This is a genomic window from Methyloceanibacter stevinii (assembly GCF_001723355.1).
GTDB classification, from domain to species: domain Bacteria; phylum Pseudomonadota; class Alphaproteobacteria; order Rhizobiales; family Methyloligellaceae; genus Methyloceanibacter; species Methyloceanibacter stevinii.
Map to the genome: position 1 here is coordinate 236,083 of NZ_LPWE01000011.1, position 23,632 is coordinate 259,714.

General features: G+C 62.6%; 18 protein-coding genes and 3 pseudogenes. 18 read left to right on the top strand and 3 right to left on the bottom strand.

What is annotated here, in order from left to right:
* Window positions 1-61 precede the first annotated feature (61 nt).
* From AUC70_RS07835 to AUC70_RS07900, 14 genes and pseudogenes are all read left to right on the top strand, one after another.
* Window positions 62-721, top strand: a complete 660-nt coding sequence (locus tag AUC70_RS07835; RefSeq protein WP_083241394.1) for an amino acid permease — start codon at window positions 62-64, stop codon at window positions 719-721.
* Window positions 722-1,036: 315 nt separating this feature from the next.
* Window positions 1,037-1,936, top strand: a complete 900-nt coding sequence (locus AUC70_RS07840; RefSeq protein WP_083241395.1) for a DUF1028 domain-containing protein — start codon at window positions 1,037-1,039, stop codon at window positions 1,934-1,936.
* Between the two features lie 93 nt (window positions 1,937-2,029).
* Window positions 2,030-4,186: an adenylate/guanylate cyclase domain-containing protein gene (locus tag AUC70_RS07845; RefSeq protein WP_069444330.1), complete on the top strand. Its 2,157-nt coding sequence runs from the start codon at window positions 2,030-2,032 to the stop codon at window positions 4,184-4,186.
* Between the two features lie 491 nt (window positions 4,187-4,677).
* Window positions 4,678-4,917: a hypothetical protein gene (locus AUC70_RS07850; protein WP_141702021.1), complete on the top strand. Its 240-nt coding sequence runs from the start codon at window positions 4,678-4,680 to the stop codon at window positions 4,915-4,917.
* 77 nt (window positions 4,918-4,994) lie between these two features.
* A pseudogene (locus tag AUC70_RS17940) lies at window positions 4,995-5,492 on the top strand (PAS domain-containing protein); the annotation flags it as partial.
* 161 nt (window positions 5,493-5,653) lie between these two features.
* The gene (locus tag AUC70_RS07860; protein WP_069444333.1) at window positions 5,654-7,447 is read left to right on the top strand and encodes a PAS domain-containing protein; all 1,794 of its coding nucleotides are present in this window, start codon (window positions 5,654-5,656) and stop codon (window positions 7,445-7,447) included.
* A gap of 9 nt (window positions 7,448-7,456) precedes the next feature.
* Window positions 7,457-8,026, top strand: a complete 570-nt coding sequence (locus AUC70_RS07865) for a SiaB family protein kinase (protein WP_069444334.1) — start codon at window positions 7,457-7,459, stop codon at window positions 8,024-8,026.
* An 11-nt stretch (window positions 8,027-8,037) separates the two neighbouring features.
* Window positions 8,038-8,427 carry a DUF1987 domain-containing protein gene (locus AUC70_RS07870; RefSeq protein WP_069444335.1) on the top strand — a complete coding sequence of 130 codons (390 nt, stop codon included), beginning with the start codon at window positions 8,038-8,040 and terminating at the stop codon, window positions 8,425-8,427.
* The gene (locus AUC70_RS07875) at window positions 8,427-9,470 is read left to right on the top strand and encodes an adenylate/guanylate cyclase domain-containing protein (protein WP_069444336.1); all 1,044 of its coding nucleotides are present in this window, start codon (window positions 8,427-8,429) and stop codon (window positions 9,468-9,470) included. The genes AUC70_RS07870 and AUC70_RS07875 overlap by 1 nt, the downstream gene beginning before the upstream one ends.
* 153 nt (window positions 9,471-9,623) lie before the next feature.
* Window positions 9,624-10,289 carry a Crp/Fnr family transcriptional regulator gene (locus AUC70_RS07880; RefSeq protein WP_069444337.1) on the top strand — a complete coding sequence of 222 codons (666 nt, stop codon included), beginning with the start codon at window positions 9,624-9,626 and terminating at the stop codon, window positions 10,287-10,289.
* A 99-nt stretch (window positions 10,290-10,388) separates the two neighbouring features.
* Window positions 10,389-10,598, top strand: a complete 210-nt coding sequence (locus tag AUC70_RS07885) for a YgaP family membrane protein (protein WP_069444338.1) — start codon at window positions 10,389-10,391, stop codon at window positions 10,596-10,598.
* A gap of 127 nt (window positions 10,599-10,725) precedes the next feature.
* Window positions 10,726-11,589, top strand: a complete 864-nt coding sequence (locus AUC70_RS07890) for an MBL fold metallo-hydrolase (protein WP_069444625.1) — start codon at window positions 10,726-10,728, stop codon at window positions 11,587-11,589.
* Window positions 11,590-11,608: 19 nt separating this feature from the next.
* A pseudogene (locus AUC70_RS07895) lies at window positions 11,609-13,287 on the top strand (bifunctional protein tyrosine phosphatase family protein/NAD(P)/FAD-dependent oxidoreductase).
* Between the two features lie 10 nt (window positions 13,288-13,297).
* A pseudogene (locus AUC70_RS07900) lies at window positions 13,298-15,052 on the top strand (SulP family inorganic anion transporter).
* A 9-nt stretch (window positions 15,053-15,061) separates the two neighbouring features.
* On the opposite strand, the gene AUC70_RS07905 reads toward AUC70_RS07900, so the two are convergent.
* Window positions 15,062-17,011 carry a sensor histidine kinase gene (locus AUC70_RS07905; RefSeq protein WP_141702022.1) on the bottom strand — a complete coding sequence of 650 codons (1,950 nt, stop codon included), beginning with the start codon at window positions 17,009-17,011 and terminating at the stop codon, window positions 15,062-15,064.
* Between the two features lie 140 nt (window positions 17,012-17,151).
* Here AUC70_RS07905 and AUC70_RS07910 point away from each other — a divergent pair, with 140 nt between their 5' ends.
* Window positions 17,152-17,805, top strand: a complete 654-nt coding sequence (locus AUC70_RS07910) for a response regulator (protein ID WP_069444340.1) — start codon at window positions 17,152-17,154, stop codon at window positions 17,803-17,805.
* Window positions 17,806-18,011: 206 nt separating this feature from the next.
* On the opposite strand, the gene AUC70_RS07915 is transcribed toward AUC70_RS07910, so the two are convergent.
* The gene (locus tag AUC70_RS07915) at window positions 18,012-18,971 is read right to left on the bottom strand and encodes a hypothetical protein (RefSeq protein ID WP_069444341.1); all 960 of its coding nucleotides are present in this window, start codon (window positions 18,969-18,971) and stop codon (window positions 18,012-18,014) included.
* Window positions 18,962-20,431, bottom strand: a complete 1,470-nt coding sequence (locus AUC70_RS07920; protein ID WP_141702023.1) for a hypothetical protein — start codon at window positions 20,429-20,431, stop codon at window positions 18,962-18,964. The genes AUC70_RS07915 and AUC70_RS07920 overlap by 10 nt, the downstream gene beginning before the upstream one ends.
* Window positions 20,432-20,685: 254 nt before the next feature.
* Here AUC70_RS07920 and AUC70_RS07925 point away from each other — a divergent pair, with 254 nt between their 5' ends.
* From AUC70_RS07925 to AUC70_RS07935, 3 genes are all read left to right on the top strand, one after another.
* The gene (locus AUC70_RS07925; RefSeq protein WP_069444343.1) at window positions 20,686-21,111 is read left to right on the top strand and encodes a hypothetical protein; all 426 of its coding nucleotides are present in this window, start codon (window positions 20,686-20,688) and stop codon (window positions 21,109-21,111) included.
* A gap of 127 nt (window positions 21,112-21,238) precedes the next feature.
* Complete coding sequence (locus AUC70_RS07930; protein WP_141702024.1) at window positions 21,239-22,219, top strand: hypothetical protein; 981 nt, start codon at window positions 21,239-21,241, stop codon at window positions 22,217-22,219.
* 277 nt (window positions 22,220-22,496) lie between these two features.
* Complete coding sequence (locus AUC70_RS07935) at window positions 22,497-23,573, top strand: hypothetical protein (protein ID WP_069444345.1); 1,077 nt, start codon at window positions 22,497-22,499, stop codon at window positions 23,571-23,573.
* The last annotated feature ends 59 nt before the right edge of the window (window positions 23,574-23,632 follow it).

The window sequence follows — 23,632 nt, forward strand, 5'->3', positions numbered from 1 at the left end:
TCCCGGCAGCGCTTCTTTTTTGGAGCGACGAGAACTGAAGCTCAAGTTGGAGGGCAGTTCAATGGCTTCAATCGCAGCCGCAGCAAAAGAGGGTGTCGGCGGGTCCAATCTTCATCGCGTCATCAGCTGGAAGGACGCGTTCTGGGTCGCGAGCGGCGTTCCTGCGCTCGTATTGTTCTCGATTGGCGGCATCGCCGCCACGGTTGGCACTCCTTCTGTCCTCGTTTGGACTCTTTCTGTCCTCTTCGGCTTTGTTCAGGCTTTCACCTACGCTGAAATTGCCGGGCTGTTCCCGAACAAATCGGGTGGTGCATCCGTCTACGGCGCGGCAGCCTGGGTTCGCTACAGCCGGCTCATCGCGCCATTGTCTGTGTGGTGCAACTGGCTCGCCTGGACACCCGTGCTTGCCATCGGTTGCGGCATTGCGGCGGGCTACATTCTTACGGCTCTCTTCCCGCCGGAAGCAGCTATCAGGACCTGGGAAATCCAACTCGTAGACCTATCCTTCTTCAAAGAGGATCTCAGTCTACGGCTCAACTCGACTTTCTCTATCGGCGCGCTCTTGATGCTGATCTCGTTTGGCATTCAGCACCGTGGGATTCTCTCTACGGCCAAGGTGCAGACCATCGTCGGCGCATCCGTACTCATACCGCTTCTGATTATCGGGATCGTCCCTCTGGTTACGGGTGACGTGTCGATGCAGGCGTTTCAGCCGTTCTGACGAGCCCGCAATCATTGAGAGCATCGCTCTTGAGGCAGCGTCGCAAGGATCGCTCGCTAGTGCCAAGCCATGCTGCGGTGCCGTCTATTCAGAAGCGCCCGGACTTCATGGCTTTTGGTGCACAAATGCGCCGATGAGGGGCAATGACAGCGCCACAAACGCTATAGTGTAGGCGCTGTGCATTTGTCTCCACTCGGTTTTTGCTAGTGTCAGCTGACCAACCGCCAACACCTGCTTTGTCGCGACGCCGAAGGGCGGTGTCCAGTTCGTGTCGGTGCCGGGCCTAAGATCTGACTGCCGGAAGGGCAGGATTCGATGACCTATTCGATACTCGCTCGTGACCCAAAAACGGGAGAGATGGGCGTCGCAACCCAATCTCAGGCCTTTGCCGTCGGCCACAGCGTGCCATGGACCATGCCCGGCTTCGGGGTCATCGCGACCCAGTCGATGGGCGAACCGGCTTACGGCGACTTAGGTCTCGATGCGCTCCGGGCGGGGCTCACCTCCAGTGAGGCGCTCACCGCCATTAGCAGCATCGATGCCCACCCGGAACGGCGACAGGTCGCGATGATCGACGGCGAAGGCCGAATGGCGGCCTACACCGGGAGCGCCTGCATCGCCGAAGCTGGCCACGCATTTGGTGACACCTGCATCGCCGTGGCGAACATGATGCGGACCGACGGAGTATGGGACGCCATGGTCGAGGCGTTCGAGAGCGGCTCCGGCACACTCGCAACGCGGCTGATGGCGGCGCTGCACGCGGCCGAGAAGGCCGGTGGCGATTTTCGCGGACAGCGCTCGGCGGCTATCAAAGTGGTCAGGGCGACGCGCAGCGGACGACCCTGGCGTGACAGCGTGGTGGATCTGCGGGTCGACGACCATGAGACGCCCGTCGATCGCCTTGGCACTCTCGTCGAAAGGAGTGCGCGGTATAACCGGATGGTCTCGGCCTTCGAGCGGGCACTCGACGGGCAGGCTTCACAGGCTCTTGCCGACGTGATCGACATGCCGGTCGCGAAGACGAAGAGCGATGCTGACCTGCAGATGTGGCGCGCGGCAATTCTCACCCTTGCTGGACGGGAGGAAGAGGCTTCGTCCGCGTTGGCAACCCTCAACGAGTACGCACCGGAATTCGTCGACGTCTTCCGCCATCTTGAGACGACCGGCCTCGTAGACGAGCCGGCGGCTTGGAAGCGCGTCTTGCCCGGCAAATGAAACCCGGATGGAGCAGGCTCTCTGCTGGCAACTGCTTAGATGTCGACAGGGCCGTATGGTTTCGTCGGCTGCGCCAGCCATAGAACTAATGACATGACCGCCACCAGATCGATCACCACACGTAGCGCGCTACTGCTGATGCTGCTGGCGCTGGTCTTTCTGATCGCGGCTTCGATTCTAATCGTCGTGGACCTTGGTGCGCGGCGAACCATCCGCGACCTGTCGCAGCGCTATATCGACCAGTCCGCCGACCAGGTACAGTCTGAGATGAGCCACTTTTTTGGCTCCATCGAAGAATTCCTGAATGTATCGAGAACCTGGTGGGAGTCCGGTCTCCTCGACTACAACGGTCGCGCCGACCTCCAGCGCCTGAACTCATTGTACATGCCGCTCCTGGACCGGCACCGCCAGATCACGTCGATGATGCTCGTTCGGGATGATGGCCTTGAGTACCTCTTGTTCCGCGATCTGCGGGGTGGCGACGATTACGAATGGTACAATCGGCTTGTATGGGCGGACAAAGGCCCGGCAGCCGGCTATGTGGTGACCTGGACCGGCGATCTACAGCTCTACTCGGAAGAGCCGCTGCCGGATGAGGCACTGGACTACGACCCTCGACGTCGGCCTTTCTATATTGGAGCGGATCTCGAGAGCACCCATTGGACTTCGCCCTACTACTTCTTCATCACAAAAGACGCCGGTCTGACGGTTTCCCAGAAGTGGCGTGATCAAGCCTCGGGACAAACGAGACTGGTCGCGTTCGATCTCCTACTCAGGGATCTGTCCGAATTCACGTCCGGGCTCCATCCCAGTCCGAACGGAACAGCTTTCGTACTCCACAGCGATGGCTCCTTGATTGGTCTTCCGGCAGATGCGCGCTGGACCGATTCAGCTGAAATTCGCGACGTCCTGCGGAAAGCGTCTGGCCAAGCCGACTCGGACCGAGCTGCCACCCTTCTGACGGCAGAGGAACTGGATCTGGATGTTATCCGGGATGCAGTCTCGACCTGGCGTAGCAGCGGACGCCGTCCGCAGGAGGTGTTCAGTTTTGAAAGTGATGGCGATGCGTGGTGGGGAGGATTCCGGCAGTTCCGGTTGCAGGATCAGCTGCTGTGGATAGGCGTAGCGGTCCCCGAGCGTGATTTCTTGGGCGAGGCCCAGCGTCAACGGCACTGGGTTCTCGCGGTTTCGGCGGCTGCTGTGGTGTTGGCACTGCTGTTGGCCGGTGTCGCCGCCCGCTATTTTAGCCGCCCCCTGGAGGCTCTTGCGGAACAGAGCGTAAAGATCCGCGACTTGAACCTGGCGGACGCCCCTCAGATCAAGTCCGGCGTTCGCGAAATCGATCAGCTGGCGGAAGCGCAGTCTCAGATGCTGACCGGTATTCGATCGTTCTCGCGCTATGTCTCGGTCGCTCTTGTCCGCGACCTGGTTCGTAGAGGCGAGGTCGCAATGATCGGAGGAAAGAGAACCAGCCTCACCGTGCTCTTCACGGACATTAGGGACTTCACGAGCATTGCGGAGAGCATGGGCCCCGAAGATCTGACACACCACATGTCGGCCTATTTCCAACTCATGATCTCAGCGCTACAGAGCGAGCGCGGCACCGTCGATAAGATCGTAGGCGACGGCATCGTCGCTTTTTGGGGAGCGCCGGATCCGCTTGAAGATCACGCGGCCCATGCGGTTTCCGCAGTCCTGAAATGCGAGCGCTTGCTTCGGGATCAGAATTCTCGATGGCAGGATAGCGATCGTCCGGCCCTAACCACGCATTTTGGTCTCTGCACGGGAGAAGCCGTCGTCGGCAATGTGGGGGCGCCGGAGCGGCTCAGCTACACAGCACTCGGCGACACGGTCAATACGGCAAGCCGTCTTGAAGCACTCAATGTCCGCTATGGAACGAAAGCGCTCGCCACAGAGTCCGTCGTCTCCGCGTCCGGCTCCACGTTCGCCTGGCGACGGATCGACCGTGTGAGAATGAAGGGCAAGGCTGTAGCCGTCGACATCTACGAACCGCTTGGTGAAACGGCGCAGGTCTCGGAGGCAGTCCGCGAGCGGTCCAAGGCGTATGAGGCTGCCTTGCGCCTCTCCACCAAACGCCGCTTCGCGGAGGCAGTGGACCTTCTCGAGTCAGTGTTGACCGCCGATCCGCATGATGGCCCCTCGCTCCGACTTCGTGAGCTGTGTCTCGAATGGATCGACAAGCCACCGCCCGAAGATTGGGACGGTGTGACGCTCTATGCTGAAAAATGAGCAGCACTCCGGGGCTGTCGGAGCACTCCTTCCTGGTAAGGCCGCTTGAATCACTGCCGTGGCGTGATCGCGTAACCGCCTCGGGTCACCAGCGGACATCTGAGAGCAGGCGTAGAATCAACAGCATTGAAGTTCAGTGCGGAAATTCATTGAGAGGTGAGGACGGTCCCTGTTGCTGGGGGTGACGTTCCCTGTTCGCAGCCAGTATTTCCCTGTTCTGCTAATAGTGAATACCACCCTCAGTCCTGGTACTCACTAGCATCCAGCGCCGCCCGACGACCTGTTTCCAGCTAAGTTCCCTACATATTTCCCGGTTATCAGGGAACTCTAGAGTAGAGAGCCTTTCGCTGCGTTCCCGGCCGCACCGGTGCATTTCTATGTCTCGGCGACTCGGCTGGACTTGGACGCCCGCCAAGCCACTGTGCTATCTTGGATTTCGCTGCTTGCTAGCCACGTAAAGATGGCTGGCCAATAAAAAAGGAGGAGACGCGGTGAGTTCGAATGCGAACGCCATCATGCAGTACTCGTTCCTGTACGTGTTCGCCAACGACGGCACGATCGACGCTCAGGAACTGGCCATGCTCGAGAGACTCGCGCTTGAGGATGGGACCGTGGACGACCAGGAGCGGGACATTCTCAGCCGCATATTCGCCCGCGTGACCGCGCAGTCGGTAGCGCCGGACGTGTGGGATGAGATCTGCCGGTTCAAGGCAAAGTATCGGATAGCCTAAAGCCTGTGGCCGACGGCACAATCTGCAACCCGGGCGAGAGCGGCGACAACCCTGCCGCGATCTGATAGAGCCTAGCCATGACGCCGAAAAAGAGTGCCGCTCGCGCTGCCGCCGCGCTGGAATCCTTGCTGATTCCTGGCACGGACCCCGCTGAGGTGACCGCGGCGATCGAGAAGGCTTTGCGTGAATCAGGAGACGGCGCGAGCGGGGATGCCTCGGCGCGAACTGCGCGCCTGCTCTCCGCCTCGCCCGCGGTGCTTTACTCCTTCAAGGCGCGCGACGACTTCGCTCCCACCTTCGTCAGCGACAATATCGAAGGTCTGTTCGGCTACGCGCCGGGAGACTATCTCGGCAATCCCGGCTTCTGGCGCGAGCGCGTTCATCCCGACGACCTCGAGCGCCTCGACGCCGATCTGGAGACTCTCTTCGAGACGGGGGATCTGACCGTCGAATACCGCTTCCGTCACAAGGACGGCGCCTATCGCTGGGTGAACGACGAGCAGCACCTGATCTACGACGCACAAGGAGCGCCGAGCGAAGTAGTCGGCTCCTGGAGCGACATCAGTGCGCGCAAGAGCGCCGAGGCGCGGGAAGACGCGACGCAAGCCCGGCTGTCGACGCTTCTCGAAGCGGCGCCGGCCGTCATCTACAGCTTCAAGGCGCGCGCGGCGATTACGCGCCCACCTTCGTCAGTGAGAATATCAAGCGGCTCCTCGGCTACTGCCCGGAGAAATACATGGAGCATGCGGACTTTTGGCGCTCCCACGTCCACCCGGACGACCTCGCAGGCGTCGAAGCCGAAGAGGCGTCGATCTTCGACAAGGGCCGCCACGCGACCGAGTACCGGTTCCGCAAGCGCAACGGCAAATATATCTGGGTCAGCGACGAGCAATATCTCTTGCGTGACGAGCACGGTGAGCCCGTAGAGATCGTCGGCTCCTGGAGCAACATCTCCGCGCGCAAGACGGCCGAAGAGGCCGAGAACGCGGCGCGTGCACGTTTCGACCTGATGCTCCACAGCGCTCCGGCGGTGGTCTACAGCTTCAGCGCGACGGGGAGCTTCGCGCCCACATTCGTCAGCGGCAACATCAAGCGCGTGCTGGGATACGAGCCTGACGACTATCTGAAGCAGGCCGACTTCTGGCGCTCGAACGTGCTTCCCGAGGACCTTCCGGCGGTCGAAGCCGGTCAATCGGAATTGTTCGATCAGGGGCGCCGCGTCTCGGAATATCGGTTCCGCAAAGCCGACGGCAACTATTGCTGGGTCAGCGACGAGCAGACCCTCATCAAGGACCGGAACGGTACCCCGCTCGAGGTGATCGGCACCTGGTCCGAGGTGACCGAGCGCAAGACCGCCGAGCAAGCCGCACTTCACGAACGCGAGCAAAGGCTGACCGACGCCATCGAGACTATCTCGGAAGGATTCTCTCTCTACGATTCCGAGGATCGTCTGGTTCTCGGCAATCAGAAGTATGGCGAGCTGTTCGACGCCGGCGACGGGCCGCCCGAGCCCGGAGCCTCCTTCGAGACGATCCTGCGCAAGGCCGTCGCCCACGGCCTGATCGAGGATGCCAAGGGGCGCGAAGAAGGCTGGCTCCGCCAGCGCCTCGACGAGCACAGATATCCCGGCGAGCCCATTCTTCAGCGCCGGTCGGACGGCCGCTGGCTGCAGATCAGTGAGCGCCGCACCGAAACCGGCGGCACGGTCGCCGTCTACAGCGATCTCACCGAGATCAAGGAGAGCGAGCGGCGCGCTGCGGCGGCGAACCAGCTCATCCTGCAGAGCCTGCACTATGCCAGCCGTATCCAGTCCGCGGTGCTTCCCGCGCGGCGCGAGATTGAAGCCATTGCGGCGGACCACTTCCTTATTTGGGAGCCGCGGGACATCGTCGGCGGCGACTTCTTCTGGTTTCAGCCCGTTGAAGACGGCCATGCGATCATGGTCGGCGATTGCACGGGCCACGGCGTCCCTGGCGCCTTCATGACCCTGATCGCCTGGGGTCTGCTCGACCGCATGCTGCGCGATGCGCCCGGCGGCCCAAGCGCCGTGCTGTCCGGCCTGCATCAGGGCGTGCAAAGCTTGCTTGGCCAGGACGAGCAGCACGGCGAAACCGACGACGGACTGGAAGCCGGAGTCTGTTTCATCGACCTGAGCAAACGGCAAATAACGTTTGCCGGTGCGCGCTTCTCGCTGTGGCGGTCGAATAGCGAAGGCGTTATCGAGATCAAAGGCGATCGCGAGGGCCTCGGCTACCGGCGCTATCGTCCAGAGACGAGATTTAAGAACACCACGTTTGGCTACGATTCAGGCGACGCGTTCTACCTCACGACCGATGGGCTGATCGAACAGATAGGGGGGCCGCGCGGCCGTGCCTTCGGCAAGCAACGCTTTAAAGACCTCTTGTACAAGCTGCGCGATGCGCCGATGAATGAGCAGGAAGAAACGCTGCGCGACGCCTTCGAAAAATTTCAGGGCGATCAGAGGCGGCGCGACGATCTGACGGTTTTGGGTTTTATCCCCCGTGCCTAGGAGGCCTCAATGCTAGCCGGCCAATTGATGGACTTGCGGTCGATGCTGCATCGCCAAGGCGTGATCTTCGCCTATAGCGGCTATGTGACGGAGCCGGTGCTGTCCGGGGTGGGGGAGGCGCTCAAGCAGAAGCTGACCATCGATGACGCCGACACCAAGACCCTGCGCAGTGTGTTCGCCGTCTTCGTCGAGCAGATGCAAAACATTATCCGCTATTCCGCCGAAAAGGCGCGTCAGGAAATGCCACCCGCGGACGAGCAGGGCGCGCTCATGGAGATGCGCTACGGCATCCTCACCATCGGACGCGAGGGTAATGACTACGTGGTCTGCGCCGGTAATCTCGTGCGCAAAGACGACGCCGGGCGGCTTGCGGAACGGCTTGAAAAAGTGAGGAACATGAGCAAGGACGACTTGAAGATTCTCTATAAAGAACAGCTTAGAGCGGACCCCGAACAAGGCAGCAAGGGGGCCGGGCTCGGCCTCACGGAAATCGCGCGTCGCGCCTCGAAGCCGATCGAGTATGACTTCGCCGATGTCGATGGCGACCACGTCTTCTTTGCCTTGAGGGCGACGATTTGAGGTCCGAATTGATGCGCGATCCGCTGAACATTGAGCAGACCTCCCGTACGCCGGCCGTGGTCTTCGACTATCCGAACAATCACCTGAAGCTGTCGGGCGAATCCTATCCCGAGGACGCGACCGAGTTTTACCGGCCGGTCTTCAACGCGCTCGACGAGTATCTCGGTTCGCTGGGTGAGGGGCGTTGCCGTTTCGACTTCGAACTCATTTACTTGAACAGCTCGAGCGCCAAGGCCGTGATGATGCTGATGGACAAGCTCGAGGACGCCGCCAAGAACGGCGCCGACGTGGACGTCTACTGGTTCTACGACAACGACGACGACACGATGCAAGAGCTGGGCGAGGAATTCGGCGAGGAGCTTGAGAGCGCCGTATTCCATCTTGAGAAGATGGCGGGCTGATGCCGTCGGACGATCTCTTCGCCGCCGAAGGGAAGGTCATCGTCGAGGCACAGAAGCTCCTCGACGACGGCCGCTTCGCCGACATTGGCGACCGCACGCTCTACGAAGGCCTGCTCAAGGACTATCAGAAGCTGTTGCGCACGACGCGCCGGCTGATGCGCCTCAGCGACCGTAATGAGGAACAGCTCAACGCGCTGAGCAAGGAGCAGAAAGAGGCCAACACGGTCATCGCCAAGCACAACAAGGAGCTAGATGCGCTGGCGACCAAGCTGTCGAAATATTTGTCGCCTCAGATCTACCACTCGATCTTCACGGGCGCGCAGAACGTCGAAATCGCTTCCAGCCGCAAGAAGCTGACGATCTTCTTTTCCGACATCATGAACTTCACCGAGACGACCGACAGGCTGGAGTCCGAGGACCTCACCAACCTGCTCAATCGCTACCTCACGGAGATGACCAACATCGCGCTCGAATACGGCGCAACCATCGACAAATATATCGGCGACGCCATCATGGTGTTCTTCGGCGATCCCCAGTCCAAGGGAGTCAAGGAGGACGCTTGCGCCTGTGTACGCATGGCGTTGGCAATGCTCAGGCGCTTGAGTGAGCTCCATACGGAATGGCTGGAACTCGGCGCCACGGAGCCGTTTCACCTGCGCATGGGCATCAACACCGGCTACGTTACCGTGGGTAATTTCGGTGGCGACGAGCGCATGGACTACACCATCATCGGCAGCTGCGTGAATGCCACGGCGCGCCTCGAGTTCCATGCGGACACCGACAGCATTCTGATCGGTCACGAGACCTACGCACTTGTGAAAGACGAGGTGGACGTTGAGGAACGCGAGCCCATCAAGGTCAAGGGATTCGCCGAACCCGTCCGCTGCTACAAGGTGCTTGGCCTCTATGAGGATCTGGAGCGCGAAGGATCCGTCATCCGGGAGGAGCAGGACGGCTTCAAGCTGCTGCTCGACCTGAAGAAGCGCGAGCGGGCCGAGGCCATCGAAGCGCTGCAGGCCATCATAGAGCGCCTCAAGCAATAGCGCCTCGGTGCGTGCCCTTCCGGCTGCGGCTGTCGGCGAGGCGCGACGAGCGCTACCGCTCGCGTCGGGGGCGAATGTCTACTAAAACCACGGCTGTGCCTGCTGCGGGCACGGCGCCGCGCTCGGCAAGCGATTGGAAAGAAAGCATTCTCGATGAAAGACGCCAACTGGATCGAGCGTTTCGAGGGATTGAGCCGCCTCCCGGAGCCGATCAAGGACACCCTGGTGAGTCGCAGTCAGGTCGTGTCCGTTCCGGGCGGAACCAAGATCTTCGGTCCGGGTCTTGAGCCCGACAATTTGCTGCTCCTGATCGAAGGAACGGTAAAGGTCTCGCAGACCTCCGAAAGCGGGCGCGAAATCGTGCTCTATCGGGTCGAGGCGGGGCAAAGCTGCGTCTTGACCACGGCCTGCCTGCTCGCCCATGAGGCTTATTCGGCCGAAGGCGTTGCGGAGACCGCCGTGACTGCCGTGGCGATCCCTCGGGCGGTATTCGACGAGCTGGCCGCCAGCTCCCCGCAGTTCCGCGCTTTCGTTTTTGCAGCCTATGCGCGCCGTATCACGGACCTGTTTCGTGTCATCGACGAGGTCGCCTTCGGGAAGATCGACGTGCGGCTCGCGGACCGGCTCATCGGGCTTGCGGGAGGCTCCGGCGAGCTCGAGGTGACGCACCAGCAGCTTGCGACCGAGCTCGGCACGGCGCGCGAGGTGGTTTCGCGCCAGCTGAGCGAGTTCCAGAAGCGCGGCTGGATCCGCCTTTCGCGAGGCCATGTCTCGTTGAGCGACACACCGGCCTTGGAGCGCTTGGCCGCCTCCGCTTGAGGCCCTTACGAGCCGTTCCAGGCCTATGTGACTACATCACCGACAGGCTCGACAGGACCCAGTAATTTCATGGGGAACTCAACCCTGAAAGGCTCCGCCATGACCGCAAATGTCGGCACAATCGACCGGATTTTCCGCGCAGTACTCGGCCTCGTTTTGCTGTGGTTCGCGTTTTTCAGCGGTTTGCCGCTCGCCGACACTCCGGTCTGGAAATATGGCGCGGCCATTGTCGGCGTGGTGATGCTGATCGTGGCCCTCGTTCGCGTCTGCCCCATCTACAGCATCTTTGGCCTGAAGACGTGTGCCTGAAGACTTGAATGGCCCGCTGTGGCCGGGCGTCCCGGCGGCGCACTGAGCGCGCGGGGCCCCGCCAGCCGGCCAGGTCCAGGCACCCAATTTGGAAAGGACTATTCTCGTGACGAACTATCCGATCGACATGACCGTCCACCCGGAAGTCGAATCCTTCTTCGACGAGCCGACCAACACCATCAGCTACATCGTCAAAGACCCGACGTCGGACTCCTGTGCCGTCGTGGACAGTGTGATGGACCTCGACTACGCGGCGGGCCGCATCACCCATGACAGTGCCGACGAGATCATCGCCCGCATCAAGGAGCGCGGTCTCAAGCTCGAATGGATCATCGAGACCCATGCCCACGCAGACCATCTGTCGGCGGCGCCGTACATTCAGCAGGAGCTCGGCGGCAAGCTCGGCATCGGCTCGAAGATACTGGTCGTGCAGGAGACCTTCGGGAAGTTCTTCAACGAGGGCACCGAGTTCCAGCGCGACGGCAGCCAGTTCGACGCTCTCTTCGAGGATGGCGACACCTACACCATCGGCAATCTGAAAGCCTTCGCCATGTACACGCCGGGCCACACGCCGGCCTGCATGGTCCACGTGATCGGCGATGCCGCCTTTGTCGGCGACACACTGTTCATGCCCGATGGCGGTTCCGCGCGCGCCGACTTTCCCGGCGGCGATGCCGGCACGCTGTACGACTCGATCATGAAGGTGTTGAGCCTGCCGGACGAGATGCGGCTGTTCATGTGCCACGACTATGCGCCGGGCGGACGCGAATACGCCTGGGAGACCACGGTCGCCGAGGAGAAGAAAAACAACATCCATGTCGGTAACGGAAAGACGAAGGAAGACTTCATCAAATTCCGCACCGAGCGCGACGCGACGCTCGGCATGCCGCGGCTGATCATCCCCTCGCTGCAGGTCAACATACGTGGCGGCGAGGTGCCGAAGGACAAAGACGGCCGGCCGATGCTGAAAGTCCCGGTCAACGGCCTCTAAGCTAAGCGGAGACGCGCTGATGGAACTGAAACGCATTTCGGACGCGCTGTCGGTCAGCGGCCAGATTTCGCCGGCCGACATCGCCGAGGTGAAGGCGCAAGGCTTCCGCTCGATCGTCTGCAACCGGCCCGACGGCGAGGGCGCGGATCAGCCGACCTTCGAGGAGATCCACGAGGCTGCCGACGCCGTCGGACTCGAGGCGCGTTATCTGCCGGTCAAGTCCGGGCTCGTGCAGGACGAGGATGCCGTCGCTTTCGGCACCGCGCTGCGCGAGCTTCCGGGGCCCGTCTTCGCCTATTGCCGCACGGGCACGCGCTCGGTGACGTTATGGTCGCTGAGCCAGTCCAAGGCGCTGCCCATGTCGGACATCCTGGCGTCGGCCAAGGCGGCCGGCTACGACATGAACGGCGTTGCCCGGCGCATCGCCAATGGCGGCAAGACGCCGACCGACACGGGCGATGCCAAATTCGACATCGTCATTGTCGGCGGCGGGGCCGGCGGCATCGCCGTCGCCTCCAGTCTTACGCGCGTAGTCCCGAGCTCGACATCGCGATCATCGATCCCGCGGAGATCCATTACTATCAACCCGGCTGGACCATGGTCGGCGGCGGTGTGTTCCAGGCGCAGGACACGGCCAAGACCATGGGCTCGCTCATTCCGAGCGGCGTCCACTGGATCAAGGCCGCGGTTGCCGCGTTCGAGCCGCAGAACGACGCCGTTATTTTGGATGGTTGCCGCGTGGTCAAATACGACCGTCTCGTCGTCTGCCCCGGGCTTAAGCTCGATTGGGGCGCCGTGGAAGGGCTCGAGGAGACGCTCGGCCGTAACGGCGTGACCTCGAACTACCGTTACGACCTTGCGCCGTATACGTGGGAGCTGGTCCAGCGCTTGAACAAGGGCCGGGCGATCTTCACCCAGCCGCCCATGCCGATCAAATGTGCCGGCGCGCCGCAAAAGGCGATGTATCTCTCGGCTGACGCCTGGTACCGCCGCGGTGTCCTCAAGGACATCGACATCCAGTTCAACAACGCCGGCGGCGTGCTGTTCGGCGTCAAGGACTACGTGCCCGCCTTGATGAAATACGTCGAGAAGTACGGCGCGAACCTCAACTTCTTCCACAATCTGATCGCCATCGACGGCTCGGCCAAGACCGCCACGTTCAAGGTCTCCAAGCCGGATACCGAGCCGGAGATCGTGACGACGGACTTCGACATGATCCATGTCTGTCCGCCGCAGACGGCCCCGGACTTTATCCGCGTGTCGCCGCTGGCCGACGCAGCCGGCTGGGTCGACGTCGATCAGACCACGCTGCGGCACAAGACCTACGACAACATCTGGAGTCTGGGCGATGTCATGAATGCGCCGAACGCCAAGACGGCCGCCGCTGCCCGCAAACAAGCTCCGACGGTTGCCGAGAACATCGTCGCCGATATCGCCGGCAGATCCGCGGTGGCGCAATACGACGGCTACGGTTCCTGCCCGCTGACGGTCGAGCGCGGCAAGATCGTGCTGGCCGAGTTCGGATATGGCGGCGCGCTAAAGCCGAGCTTCCCGAAATTCTTCATCGACGGCACGAAACCCTCCCGCGCCGCGTGGATCCTCAAAGAGAAGATGCTGCCGCCGATCTATTGGTGGGCCATGCTCAAGGGCAAGGAGTGGATGGCAAAGCCCGAGCGGCTCTCGGTAGCTGCGAAGTGATCCTCCACAAATGATCGCTCGGCTGCGCAAGTTCATTCCCGTACTCGATTGGGGGCGTACATACAACGCCACCACGTTCTCGAACGACCTGGTCGCGGCGGTGATCGTGACGATCATGCTGATCCCGCAGTCGCTTGCGTATGCGCTGCTTGCGGGGCTGCCGCCGGAAGCCGGTATCTATGCCTCCATCGTGCCAATCATTCTCTATGCGATCTTCGGCACCTCCCGCGCCCTGGCCGTCGGTCCGGTCGCGGTGGTGTCCCTGCTGACGGCGTCGGCCGTCGGCCAGGTGGCCGAACAAGGCACGGCCGGCTATGTGGTCGCCGCGTTGACCCTCGCGCTGCTGTCCGGCGGCTTCCTGCTGATGCTCGGCGTGCTGCGGCTCGGGTTCCTCGCCAACTTCCTCAGCCACCCGGTCATTGCCGGGTTCATCACCGCATCGGGCATCCTGATCGCCTGCAGCCAGCTGAAGCACATCCTCGGTGTCGACGCGGGCGGCCATACGCTGCCGGAGATGATCAGGTCGCTCGTGGCGCATCTCGGTGAGACCAACGTCATCACGCTCGCCATCGGGGCAGGGGCCATCGGCTTTCTGTTCTGGGTGCGCAAGGGGTTGAAGCCGTTCCTGCGATCAATCGGTCTCGGTCCGAAGCTCGCCGACCTGATCACCAAGGCGGGACCCATCGCGGCTGTCGTAGTGACGACGCTGGTGGCCTGGTATTTCAGCCTGAGCGGTCGCGGCCTGTCGATCGTCGGCGAGGTGCCCCAGAGCCTGCCGCCGCTGACCATGCCGGGCTTGTCGCCCGACCTGCTTGCAGATCTCGCGGTGCCCGCGATCCTCGTCTCGATCATCGGCTTCGTGGAGTCCATCTCGGTGGCTCAGACATTCGCCGCGAAGAAGCGTCAGCACATCGATCCCGATCAGGAACTGATCGGCCTTGGCGCCGCCAATCTCGGCGCGGCCTTCACCGGCGGTTATCCGGTGACGGGCGGTTTCTCGCGCTCAGTCGTCAACTTCGCGCGGGCGCCGAGACCCCGGCGGCCGGCGCCTACACCGCCGTCGGCTTGGCCATCGCTGCCGTGGCACTGACGCCGCTGATCTACTTCCTCCCGAGGCGACCCTGGCCGCGACCATCATCGTCGCCGTGCTGAGCCTTATCGATCTGTCGATCCTCAAGAAGACCTGGGGCTATTCGAAGTCCGACTTCTCCGCCGTCGCGGCAACTATCCTGCTGACGCTGTTGCTCGGCGTGGAGATCGGCGTCGCCGCCGGCGTTGCCATCTCCGTCCTCATGCATCTGTACAAGACATCGCGTCCGCACGTCGCCGAGATCGGCCTCGTGCCGGGCACCCATCATTTCCGCAACATCAACCGCCACACTGTCGAGACCGACCCGGCCCTCCTGATGCTCCGGGTCGACGAGAGCCTGTACTTCGCCAACGCCCGCTTTCTGGAGAACTTGATCCTGGCCCGCGTGACCGAGGGTTGCGGCATCCGCAATGTCGTTCTGATGTTCTCGGCGGTGAACGCGGTCGATTACTCGGCGCTGGAGAGCCTCGAAGCCATCAACGAGCGCCTGACCGACATGGGTGTCGGCTTCCATCTGTCGGAGGTCAAAGGCCCGGTGATGGACCGGCTGGAAGCCTCCCACCTCCTCCAGCATCTGAACGGGCGCGTGTTCTATCCCAATACGACGCCTGGATGGCCGTCTCGAGCCGGCCATCCGAAGGGCCCAAACCCGTCTTGGCCGCCAAGGCCTGCTGATCTTGCTCCTCAGGTGGAGGCGTTGGCGGTCCTGCTGCGCGGCACGGACACGGCGAAGACCGAGCCGCGCCCCGGGGTCGAGGTCACGTCGAAGGTAAAGCCTTGTTCGTTCGCGAGCCGTGAGACGACGGCAAGGCCGAGCCCCGTGCCGCCGGTCTCGCCTTTCTCGTACGGCTTGAGGAAACGGCTCACTTCTTCCTGTGTCATGCCGGGGCCTGTGTCGCGCACCTCGATACGGACGCGGTCGCGCTCCGCCCGGCAGCCGAGCAGGATGCGTCCCTGGTCGGTGTACTTCACTGCATTTGAAACGAGGTTGCTGACGATCCGCATCAGACCGATCGGATCGGCGGTCACGTGGAGGCTGCTGGGAACGGCGCGGAAGCCCAAGCCCTTTTCATGCGCCTCGGCCTCGAACATACGAGCTACATTGGCGAGGACGACGGAGACCGGAAAATCCTCGACCGCCGGCTTGTCTTGCGCGCTCGCGGCAAAGCTCGCGTGAGGATCGTGCATTTCGTCATGGTCTTCGCCCGTTGCCGAGGGCCGAGTCTGTTGCAAGTTCCGGTCGATCAACTGGTCGAGATAGGACAGGCTGCCGGCGATCTTCTCGCGGTCGTGGCCGGCAAGGTCCTCCATCTGCCGCAAGGCCATGCGCAAGGAGGCGAGGGGCTGCTGAATATCGTGTGCCGTGGTCGCGAGCTGATCGCGCCGCCGCTCAGCCAACTGCACCGCGCGCGCATGTTTCTGCTTGGCCTCTTGCAGAGCCTCGACCGCCGCTAGCTTCTCCTTGGTCTCGACAATCTCGCGGCGCATGGCCTCGTCGCGTTCGCGCCGTATGCCGAGAAGGTTCACGAAGATGGCGAGGGCGAAGGCGATCCCTTCCAGGCCGAGCGCATAGCGCGCGCCGTGTCCGATCAAGTCCTGCGAAAACCGGCCGGGCAACGCATAGCTGACGAGGCCGATCAGGATCGGCGCAACGACGATGATAGCGCCGACCAGAAAGAAGCGCCCGCCCGCTTGGCCGCACCGGACTGCGGCGATGCCGGCTGCCACATAGAGAGACGTGCAATAGACGGCGAGTGCGAGCGCAACGAATTTGAACCACGGCGTTTCGAACAGCCAGAAGGACGTTGCAAACATCAGGCAGGAAACGATCAATCCGCCAATGAAGAGCTTGTTCAGCGTGGGGTGGTTCTTCGGCGCATCCACGAACGAGCGGGCGAACTGCAGGCCGCTGGCCGCCCAGACGGCGCCGATCGGAATCACCGCCATGGTGTTCCACCCGGGCGAGGCCGGCCACAGGAATTGGAAGCCGTAGCCGTCTGTTTGGAACAGGTAGAGGGCCGCCGCACATATATATAGGCCGTAGTACAGCGCGGCCCGCGACCGTAGCGCCGTGAGATAGATGACGCTGACAAGGGTCATGCCCAGCAACAGGCCCAAGACCAGGAAGTTGTGCATGTCCTCCTGGTCGACCTGCGCGAAGAAGTAGTCCGGGCTCTCGACATAGAGGATCTGTTGTGTCGCGGCCTTGGAGGCATAGGCGATCAGCAGCCCGGCGCGCTCGTACGCGGCAAGCCGGAAGGTGGCGACGTAGTTGCGATAGGCAAGCTCGCGCGCCGCGAACGGCTCGTCGAGAGTATGCGACAGGATCTCGACCGGCTCGCCGAACCCGTCGCCGATTCTGGGAACGATGTACACCGACAGCGCATCGGAGAGGGGATTGCTCAGTACGAGCTTCCACGTGCCGGCCGCCTCGGAGGCGTTCTCCGCCTCGGCCCACAGCCAGAACCGGGCCTTGGTGAACCCGAAATCTACGATGGATGTCTCGATGGGCTTGAACTTGTCCGTCGGGACGCGTGCGAGGGCTTGATCGGGGCTGAGCGCGTGATCGCCGTCGACGAGGTAGCGCACATGCGGCGCCAAATCGGCATGAAAGTCCGTGCGCTGGAGCTGCAACGGCGCCTCGACGGCGGCCCACGCTTGAGCCGCCCCCAAAAGCGCTGCTAGCAAAATGAGGCAGGCCCGCCAGGGCCAATGACGGTATAGTCGCGGGCGCGCGTGCTTGCGACTTGCCGGTGCGCTGGGGGGATGTCGGAATGGCTCATGACGGTTTACCGAAAGTCAGCGCGACCGCGATCGTTGCGGACGACCACAAATTGCTGCGCGACGGCATCAAGCAAATCCTTCAGTCCGTGGACGGCATTTCGATTGTCGCCGAGGCGCAGGACGGCCTTGAGGCCATCAGCCTGGTGCGCCAGCACAAGCCCGGTCTCCTGACCTTGGACATGGCCATGCCGTACGCGCAAGGCCTCGAAATCTACGAAGAAGCGCGGCGCTGGAGCCCCGACACGCGCATCATCGTCTTTACGGGGCTGACGTCGCTCGGTCTTCTCAGTGAGTTGGTTACCGCAGGCGTTGACGGCCTCTTCGCCAAGCGTGGCGATCCCGACGAGCTTCGGGACAGCGTCCCCGTGATCCTGAGCGGCGCGAAGGTGATCGCGCCCGAGATCGTGGCTCTTCTGGAAGAGGGGACGCCGGCGAGCAGCTTGACGGCGCGCGAGCGACAGATTCTCAGCCTCGTCGCGACGGGCCTTTCGAACAAGGAGATTGCGAGCCGCCTGGGCGTGAGTCTCAAAACCGTCGACAATCATCGCACCAACCTTATGCGCAAGCTCGACGTGCATTCCATCGCGGAACTCTTGAGCTACGCGCTGCGCGAGGGGCTTCTCGAAGGGTCGGATCAGCTGTGAGTCGGCCATTGTGGGGAACGTTTCCATGCTTCGGTCTCGTGGTCCATTCCTGGACGGGCTTAGAGCGCTGTCCGTAAACGGATCACAGGCCCGGTTGAGAACAGGCTAGAGCGAGGCTGGAGCGGGCGCGATAGGGTGGATCCCCTATATGAAGTGGCTGGAGCCGCGTGACGCTGGTGTCTGGACGTTGGTCGTCGTTCGGCGCGCTAGTTCGTGGCCAGCTTGGCACGGACCTCTTCGGTCTTCTTGAGTTCGCGGGCAGCATCGGCAGCGGCCAGCGTGGCGCCACCGTCGGCATAGCGCTTTTGCGCATTGGCGAGCAGATCGGCCGCCTCGTCGAGTTCTTCGTCCGTTTGCTCGAGCGCCGCGAGATCCGTCAGCGTCTGGGCAAGCTGCACCTCCGCATAGGTCCGCTGCACGGCGAACTCCTTGCCGGTATAGACGGGAAGGGTGGAGAGCTGCAACTGCTTGGCCTCGCGCAGAAGGTCCGGCTTCCCTTCGATAGCGCCCAGCTCGCTTAAGGCGCCCGCCTTCGCCAGCGAGGTTTGCGCCGCCAGGTCGGGGAGGTCGATCGCAGCAAGCTTGTCCTGCGCCGCCTCGGCAGCGGCAATGGCTTCCCTGAGTTGGCTCGCGTTCTTGTTGCGCTCGCCGGCAACGCGCTTGCCGTTGGCAAGGTACAGCTTGGCCTCGGCAAAGCCCGCCACGTTCCCGAGTTCAAGCATGGCGGCGGCCGCGGCCTCGCAGGCCTCGAAGCTCTGTTTCAAGTGCTCCATGGCAGTCGGCGACAGCCGGTCGCCCTTGGGGTCGAAACGATAGCCGGCCGCCAAGTGACCCATGCAGGCGCCGCGCTGCAGCGCGGCCTGTTCCTGTAGAGCCAGGCCTTCTTGAAAACGCATGCAGCCCGCCCGGTCCTCGGCGGTCATCGACGCGCAGGCCTCTGCGGGCGCAGGTCTGTCCTGGCGCGACGCGCTCAGATCGGATACCAGCGCGAGGCTCTTCTCCGCCCCTGAGACGCCGGAGGCGAAAACGGCATCCGAGAACAAGAGCCCCGCTAGTTGAATGGAAGTACCGTCCGCTTCGTCGTCGCGCTCGTGCGTTTCGAGTACGGGAAGAACGGCCTGCATGTGCTTGATGCTGCGCTTCAGTGCGGCTGCATCTACGTCCATTCGGCACGCGCGAGTTCCGCGGTGGCCATCAGGGTCCCGAACCGCACGGCGTCGCGCGGCGCCGCCTCGGGCGATACCGCGTCGAGGGCTTCGGAGAAATTCGCGATGCTGGCGTCCAACAGCCGTTCGGCCTCTTTGCGCGGGGACAGCCGCGCAAGAGACAGCTCCGCTTCCCCCAAGTAACTTTGGACGCGCGCACGCGACAGCGCATCATGGGTCGGCGGCAGCTCACCGAGAACGGTCTCGAACTTCTCGGCGGCGCGGGCGTAGCTCTTCTCGGCCTCGTCATTCTGGCCGACGAATGTCTCGATGTCTCCAGCCAGTTTCGCCAGTAGTCCGGTGAGATAAGCGTACTCGACCTTTCCGAACGTGCCGTCTGCGTAGCCCTCGTCGAAGGTCTGCGATGTCTGGTCGACCAGGGACATGATCGTGACTGCGTCGTCGGGACTCATCTGGTCAACGACCGCCGAGAATTGTGAGACGACATCGGCGATAATCTCGGCGGCGAGGAAGGGCTGCGTCGTGAGAAGACTGTTGTCCTTCTCTGAATCCTGGTTCGGGAAGAGGTCGCTCAGGACCTGCATGGCCAGGGAACTGTTTCCGTCAGCCAGTAGCGCGCCGCCGATCTGCGCGCGGGCCATTTTGATGTTGTTGTTGAGTTCGGTGCGCGTCTCCTCGTCGAGCGAATCCGGAAGCTCGCTCTGCAGCGTCTTGAGCCGCGCCATGCGGCCATAAAGGTCTTGCGCGCGGGCCGGCGATAGATAGCCGCCACGCTGACTCCAGGCGCTCGCTCCGGCGCCCGCGACCATGCCGGCCAGGGCGGTGCCGATCTGCTCGGAAAATTCGCTCGGGATCTTGATCGGGTACAGCTCGGGTTGCGCGGTTCCGGATTGGACCTGCGGTTCGCGGGTAAGGATGCGCAGTTCGAGCATCTTTGCCGTCGGCAGGGCCCGCCCCCAGATCAGGAGATCAGCCTTCTGTTCCTTGAGCCATTCTCGACCCTCGGCATTGGCCTGGACGATGTTCTCCGACAGGCGGCCATGCTCGGGCAGTTCCAGCCTTTTCGGATAGAGATTGACTTCGACGCTGGCGCTGCCATCCGCGTTGATCGGGAACTGGTGTTCCAAAGCGCTGCGGACGCGAAAAGCATATTCGTTGCCCGGATCGTTCTCCAGGCGCGCCAGCAAAATGCCCACGCGGTCGCCCAGGAACGGTTCCGGGGCCCACATGACCTCGTCCCTGTATTCCTTGTAAAGCCCCTCGCCGAACGCCCAAATCAGGGTGAGCGCTCCGCCGATGACGGTCCACACGACAGGGCTGAGGAGCGGGTGCTCATACCAGCGTCGCGCCGGCGCGGCAGGTGCCGGCGCCGTTGCGGCAGCCGCCGGCGTAGCGCGGCGTCTCGGCTTTGCCGCGCGCTTGCGGGCAGTCGGAGTAGCCTTCTTCTTTGCGGTTGCCATGCGCCTCACGCCAGATGATGCGTCCCGTCGGCAGGCTACAATATGGTTGGGAATGAAAACAGGGGCGTCAATGCTTGACTGTGGTCGCTCGTACCGGATGATCGGGCTGGGCGAGGTGAGCTGACGGTCCTGGCACGCATGGCAGAATCCTGTCGTGCGATGCGAGGGATAGGACTCGTATGAGCCGAAGAACGGGTGCCACACATTTTATGCTTAGCGGGGGCTCAGCAGGGGACCGGGATTCGCGGAACCCCATGCTGCTCGGCGTGCGCGCGCTGCTTCTGGCCGGTCTTGTGACGGTTGCAGGCGGCACGGCGCAGGCGGCGGACGCGCAGCCTGGAGAAATCCCCGGCTATTGCGCCCATGCGGAGCCTTCGGGTCTGCCCCTGCCGACCAGTCTTGCGCCGGACGACTACGAGTCCCGGCTGAGAGCCTTCCTGGACGACCGGCGCTATGTGGATCTCGGCTGGTGCGTTGACAAAGAGACAGCGGGGAATCTCGTCCGCGACACGGGACCTTTCATCGACGGCGTGTACTACGGCACCCATCCCGCAGTCCGGGTCTACTACTCGCCCGAGCCATGGCCTGGATCACCGGCGACCGGGAAGCGCCGATGCCGGATGGCGCGATCATCGTCAAAGAGATGTTTCCGCCACCCGCCGCCCGTTACGAAGGGCTGAGCGAAGACGAGGTCGCGGCGAAGCTCTCCAACTGGACCGTCATGGTGCGGGACGCTGCGGGCGCAAGGACGGCTGGTACTGGGCCGAGTTCAGCCGATCGGGGGACCAGGCCGACAATGAGCCCTTGGTGCACTTGAACTACCCCGATGCGGGCTTTGGCCAATACTGCGTTCGCTGTCACGCATCGGCCAAGCACCAGTCGACATTCTCGACCACGCGCAACATCAAGGGCTTTCCGGGCGAACCGATCCGCTATCGCGTCGACGATTCATGGCGCGAGGGAGCGATGAGGGCAAATCATGTCCATGAGCCGAAGAACACCCAAAGGGGCTCTCACAGGATGGCGGGGCAGGGACTTGCCGAGTTCGGCAAAGCGCCTCCGCGTCTCGGAGCGCCCAATCCCGACTTCATCGCCCTGTTCTCGCCAGGGCGCTTTCCGAAAGATGCACCGCTGCAACTCCTGCCCGGAGAGACGGGAGATCGCGTGGTCGCGCCGGGGGAGGGCACGCCGGGCTTCGTCACCTCCGATCAGTGCATGAGTTGTCACGGCGGTCTCAACAGCCAGGGCCTGTCGGGTCCCAACCTGTTCATCGCGCTGAGCCCCAAATACGGCGACGGCTACAATCTCTCCCACTACGGCGAATGGCGATGGTCGCCCATGGGACTCGCCGGGCGCGATCCGATCTTTCATGCGCAACTCGACACGGAGATCGCCCTTCTCGGCACGCAGTTCACGTCGGACCCGGACCAGAAGACCACCTATGTGCGGCATCTGGAGAATCTATGCTTCAGCTGTCATGCGCCCATGGGCCAGCGGCAGTTGAGCCGCGACGCCGAGACGTTGAACTTGGATCCCTTGTTCAAGCGGGATTATCTGTTTCTCACGGACGAGGATCGCGGCGACCCCTATTACAAGTACGGTGCGCTCGGCCGCGACGGCGTGAGCTGCGCGCTGTGCCATAGCGCCCGGTCGGAGAAGTTCGCTTCGGCCGATATCGGCAAGTTGCGGGCCTATCTGACGGAGGTCACGACAGGCCGCCTGCGAGGGGCGAACTTGGCGAAATCTATGGTCCTTTTGAAGACGATGATATCGCCGCGGAGCCTATGAAGAATGCGCTTGGCCTGACGCCGAAGCACGATCCCTTCATCAAGAGTTCGCGCCTGTGCGGGTCGTGCCACGTCGTCAATCTACCCAATGTGGATCAGCCGGTTCCGTCCGATCAGCGCACCATGCTCGACGACCTGCCGAACAGTTCCCTGTTCCGGCCGTTCAAACACACGATCGAACAGCGACCTATCTCGAATGGCTCAATAGCGCCTATCAAGACGAGTATCCGGCCTTCAACAAGACGCCGGGGCATGCGCAAAGCTGTCAGGGCTGTCACATGCCGGAAGGCTTCACGAGCGCCGACGGCAAGATCCATGTGGACCGCCTGCAAGGCCGCATCGCCGCCGTTCAGGACCATACCCATCCGGAGGCAGATCATCTGGTCGAGGCCGACGGCATCAACGTCCGCTATCGCGAGGAAGGCATCAGCCGTCACAAGTTTCGTGGACTGAATGCGACGCTGTTGATGATGTTCGAACAGTTCAACGACACGCTCGGCGTGCGCAAGGACGATTTCATGACGGGCGCCAAGGGGCTTTCGCACGCTCTGGAAGGCTACGTCCAGCAGGCGCGCGACAACACGGTCGATCTCGACATTCAAGCCGCGTTCGGTGACGGCAATCGTCTCACCGTCGATGTGGATGTCACCAACAAGGCCGGTCACAGATTCCCGAGCGGGGTCGGTTTTCGGCGCGCGTTCCTGGAACTGCTGGTCGTCGAAGAGGCCGCGGACGGGGAGCGTACGCTGTGGAGTTCCGGCAAGACCAACACCGTGGGTGCGCTTGTCGACGGCGACGGCAACGTCCTGCCGACGGAGTTCTTTGAGCGCGATGCGGAAGGGAAGGAACAGTATCAGCCGCATCACGAAGTGATTACGCGGCAAGACCAGGTGCAGGTCTACGAGGAACTGATTCAGGACACGAAGGGCGACTTCACGACCAGCTTCATTCGCCGCCACGAGCACGTGAAGGACAACCGGCTCTTGCCGCTGGGATGGCAGTTGCGCGGGCCGTTCCCCGATCGCTACGGCGAACTCAAATACTACATGGAAGCCACGCATCCCGGCCAGGACGCCATACGCGATCCGGACTATACCGACGGCAAGGGGCGGGACCGTGTGAGCTACGAGATTTCACTGCCCGAGGGAACGGACCCCGACAACGTGAGCGTTCGCGCAACGCTCTACTACCAGTCCATTCCGCCCTACTGGCTGCGCCAGCGTTTCGAGGCGGCGCCGCATATGCCTGCGACGCAGCGGCTCTACTATATCGCCAGCCACTTGAATCTCGACGGGACGATTCTCGAAGACTGGAAGCTGCGTCTCGCGTCGGCGAGCGCGAAGCCCTCTCGCTAAAGTCCAAAGCGAGTATGCTTGTGGCGCGGAGCCAAGACGAACACGGCACGTTGGCCAAT

Bases quoted from the DNA above. Each gene is read 5' to 3' on its own strand.
- AUC70_RS07880 (WP_069444337.1), top strand. From the start codon at position 9,624: ATGAAAGACGCCAACTGGATCGAGCGTTTCGAGGGATTGAGCCGCCTC.
- AUC70_RS07845 (WP_069444330.1), top strand. From the start codon at position 2,030: ATGACCGCCACCAGATCGATCACCACACGTAGCGCGCTACTGCTGATG.
- AUC70_RS07890 (WP_069444625.1), top strand. From the start codon at position 10,726: ATGACCGTCCACCCGGAAGTCGAATCCTTCTTCGACGAGCCGACCAAC.
- AUC70_RS07920 (WP_141702023.1), bottom strand. From the start codon at position 20,431: ATGGCAACCGCAAAGAAGAAGGCTACTCCGACTGCCCGCAAGCGCGCG.
- AUC70_RS07870 (WP_069444335.1), top strand. From the start codon at position 8,038: ATGCGCGATCCGCTGAACATTGAGCAGACCTCCCGTACGCCGGCCGTG.
- AUC70_RS07835 (WP_083241394.1), top strand. From the start codon at position 62: ATGGCTTCAATCGCAGCCGCAGCAAAAGAGGGTGTCGGCGGGTCCAAT.
- AUC70_RS07840 (WP_083241395.1), top strand. From the start codon at position 1,037: ATGACCTATTCGATACTCGCTCGTGACCCAAAAACGGGAGAGATGGGC.
- AUC70_RS07925 (WP_069444343.1), top strand. From the start codon at position 20,686: ATGCTGCTCGGCGTGCGCGCGCTGCTTCTGGCCGGTCTTGTGACGGTT.
- AUC70_RS07875 (WP_069444336.1), top strand. From the start codon at position 8,427: ATGCCGTCGGACGATCTCTTCGCCGCCGAAGGGAAGGTCATCGTCGAG.
- AUC70_RS07865 (WP_069444334.1), top strand. From the start codon at position 7,457: ATGCTAGCCGGCCAATTGATGGACTTGCGGTCGATGCTGCATCGCCAA.
- AUC70_RS07910 (WP_069444340.1), top strand. From the start codon at position 17,152: ATGGCTCATGACGGTTTACCGAAAGTCAGCGCGACCGCGATCGTTGCG.
- AUC70_RS07935 (WP_069444345.1), top strand. From the start codon at position 22,497: ATGCCGGAAGGCTTCACGAGCGCCGACGGCAAGATCCATGTGGACCGC.
- AUC70_RS07885 (WP_069444338.1), top strand. From the start codon at position 10,389: ATGACCGCAAATGTCGGCACAATCGACCGGATTTTCCGCGCAGTACTC.
- AUC70_RS07860 (WP_069444333.1), top strand. From the start codon at position 5,654: ATGGAGCATGCGGACTTTTGGCGCTCCCACGTCCACCCGGACGACCTC.
- AUC70_RS07915 (WP_069444341.1), bottom strand. From the start codon at position 18,971: ATGGACGTAGATGCAGCCGCACTGAAGCGCAGCATCAAGCACATGCAG.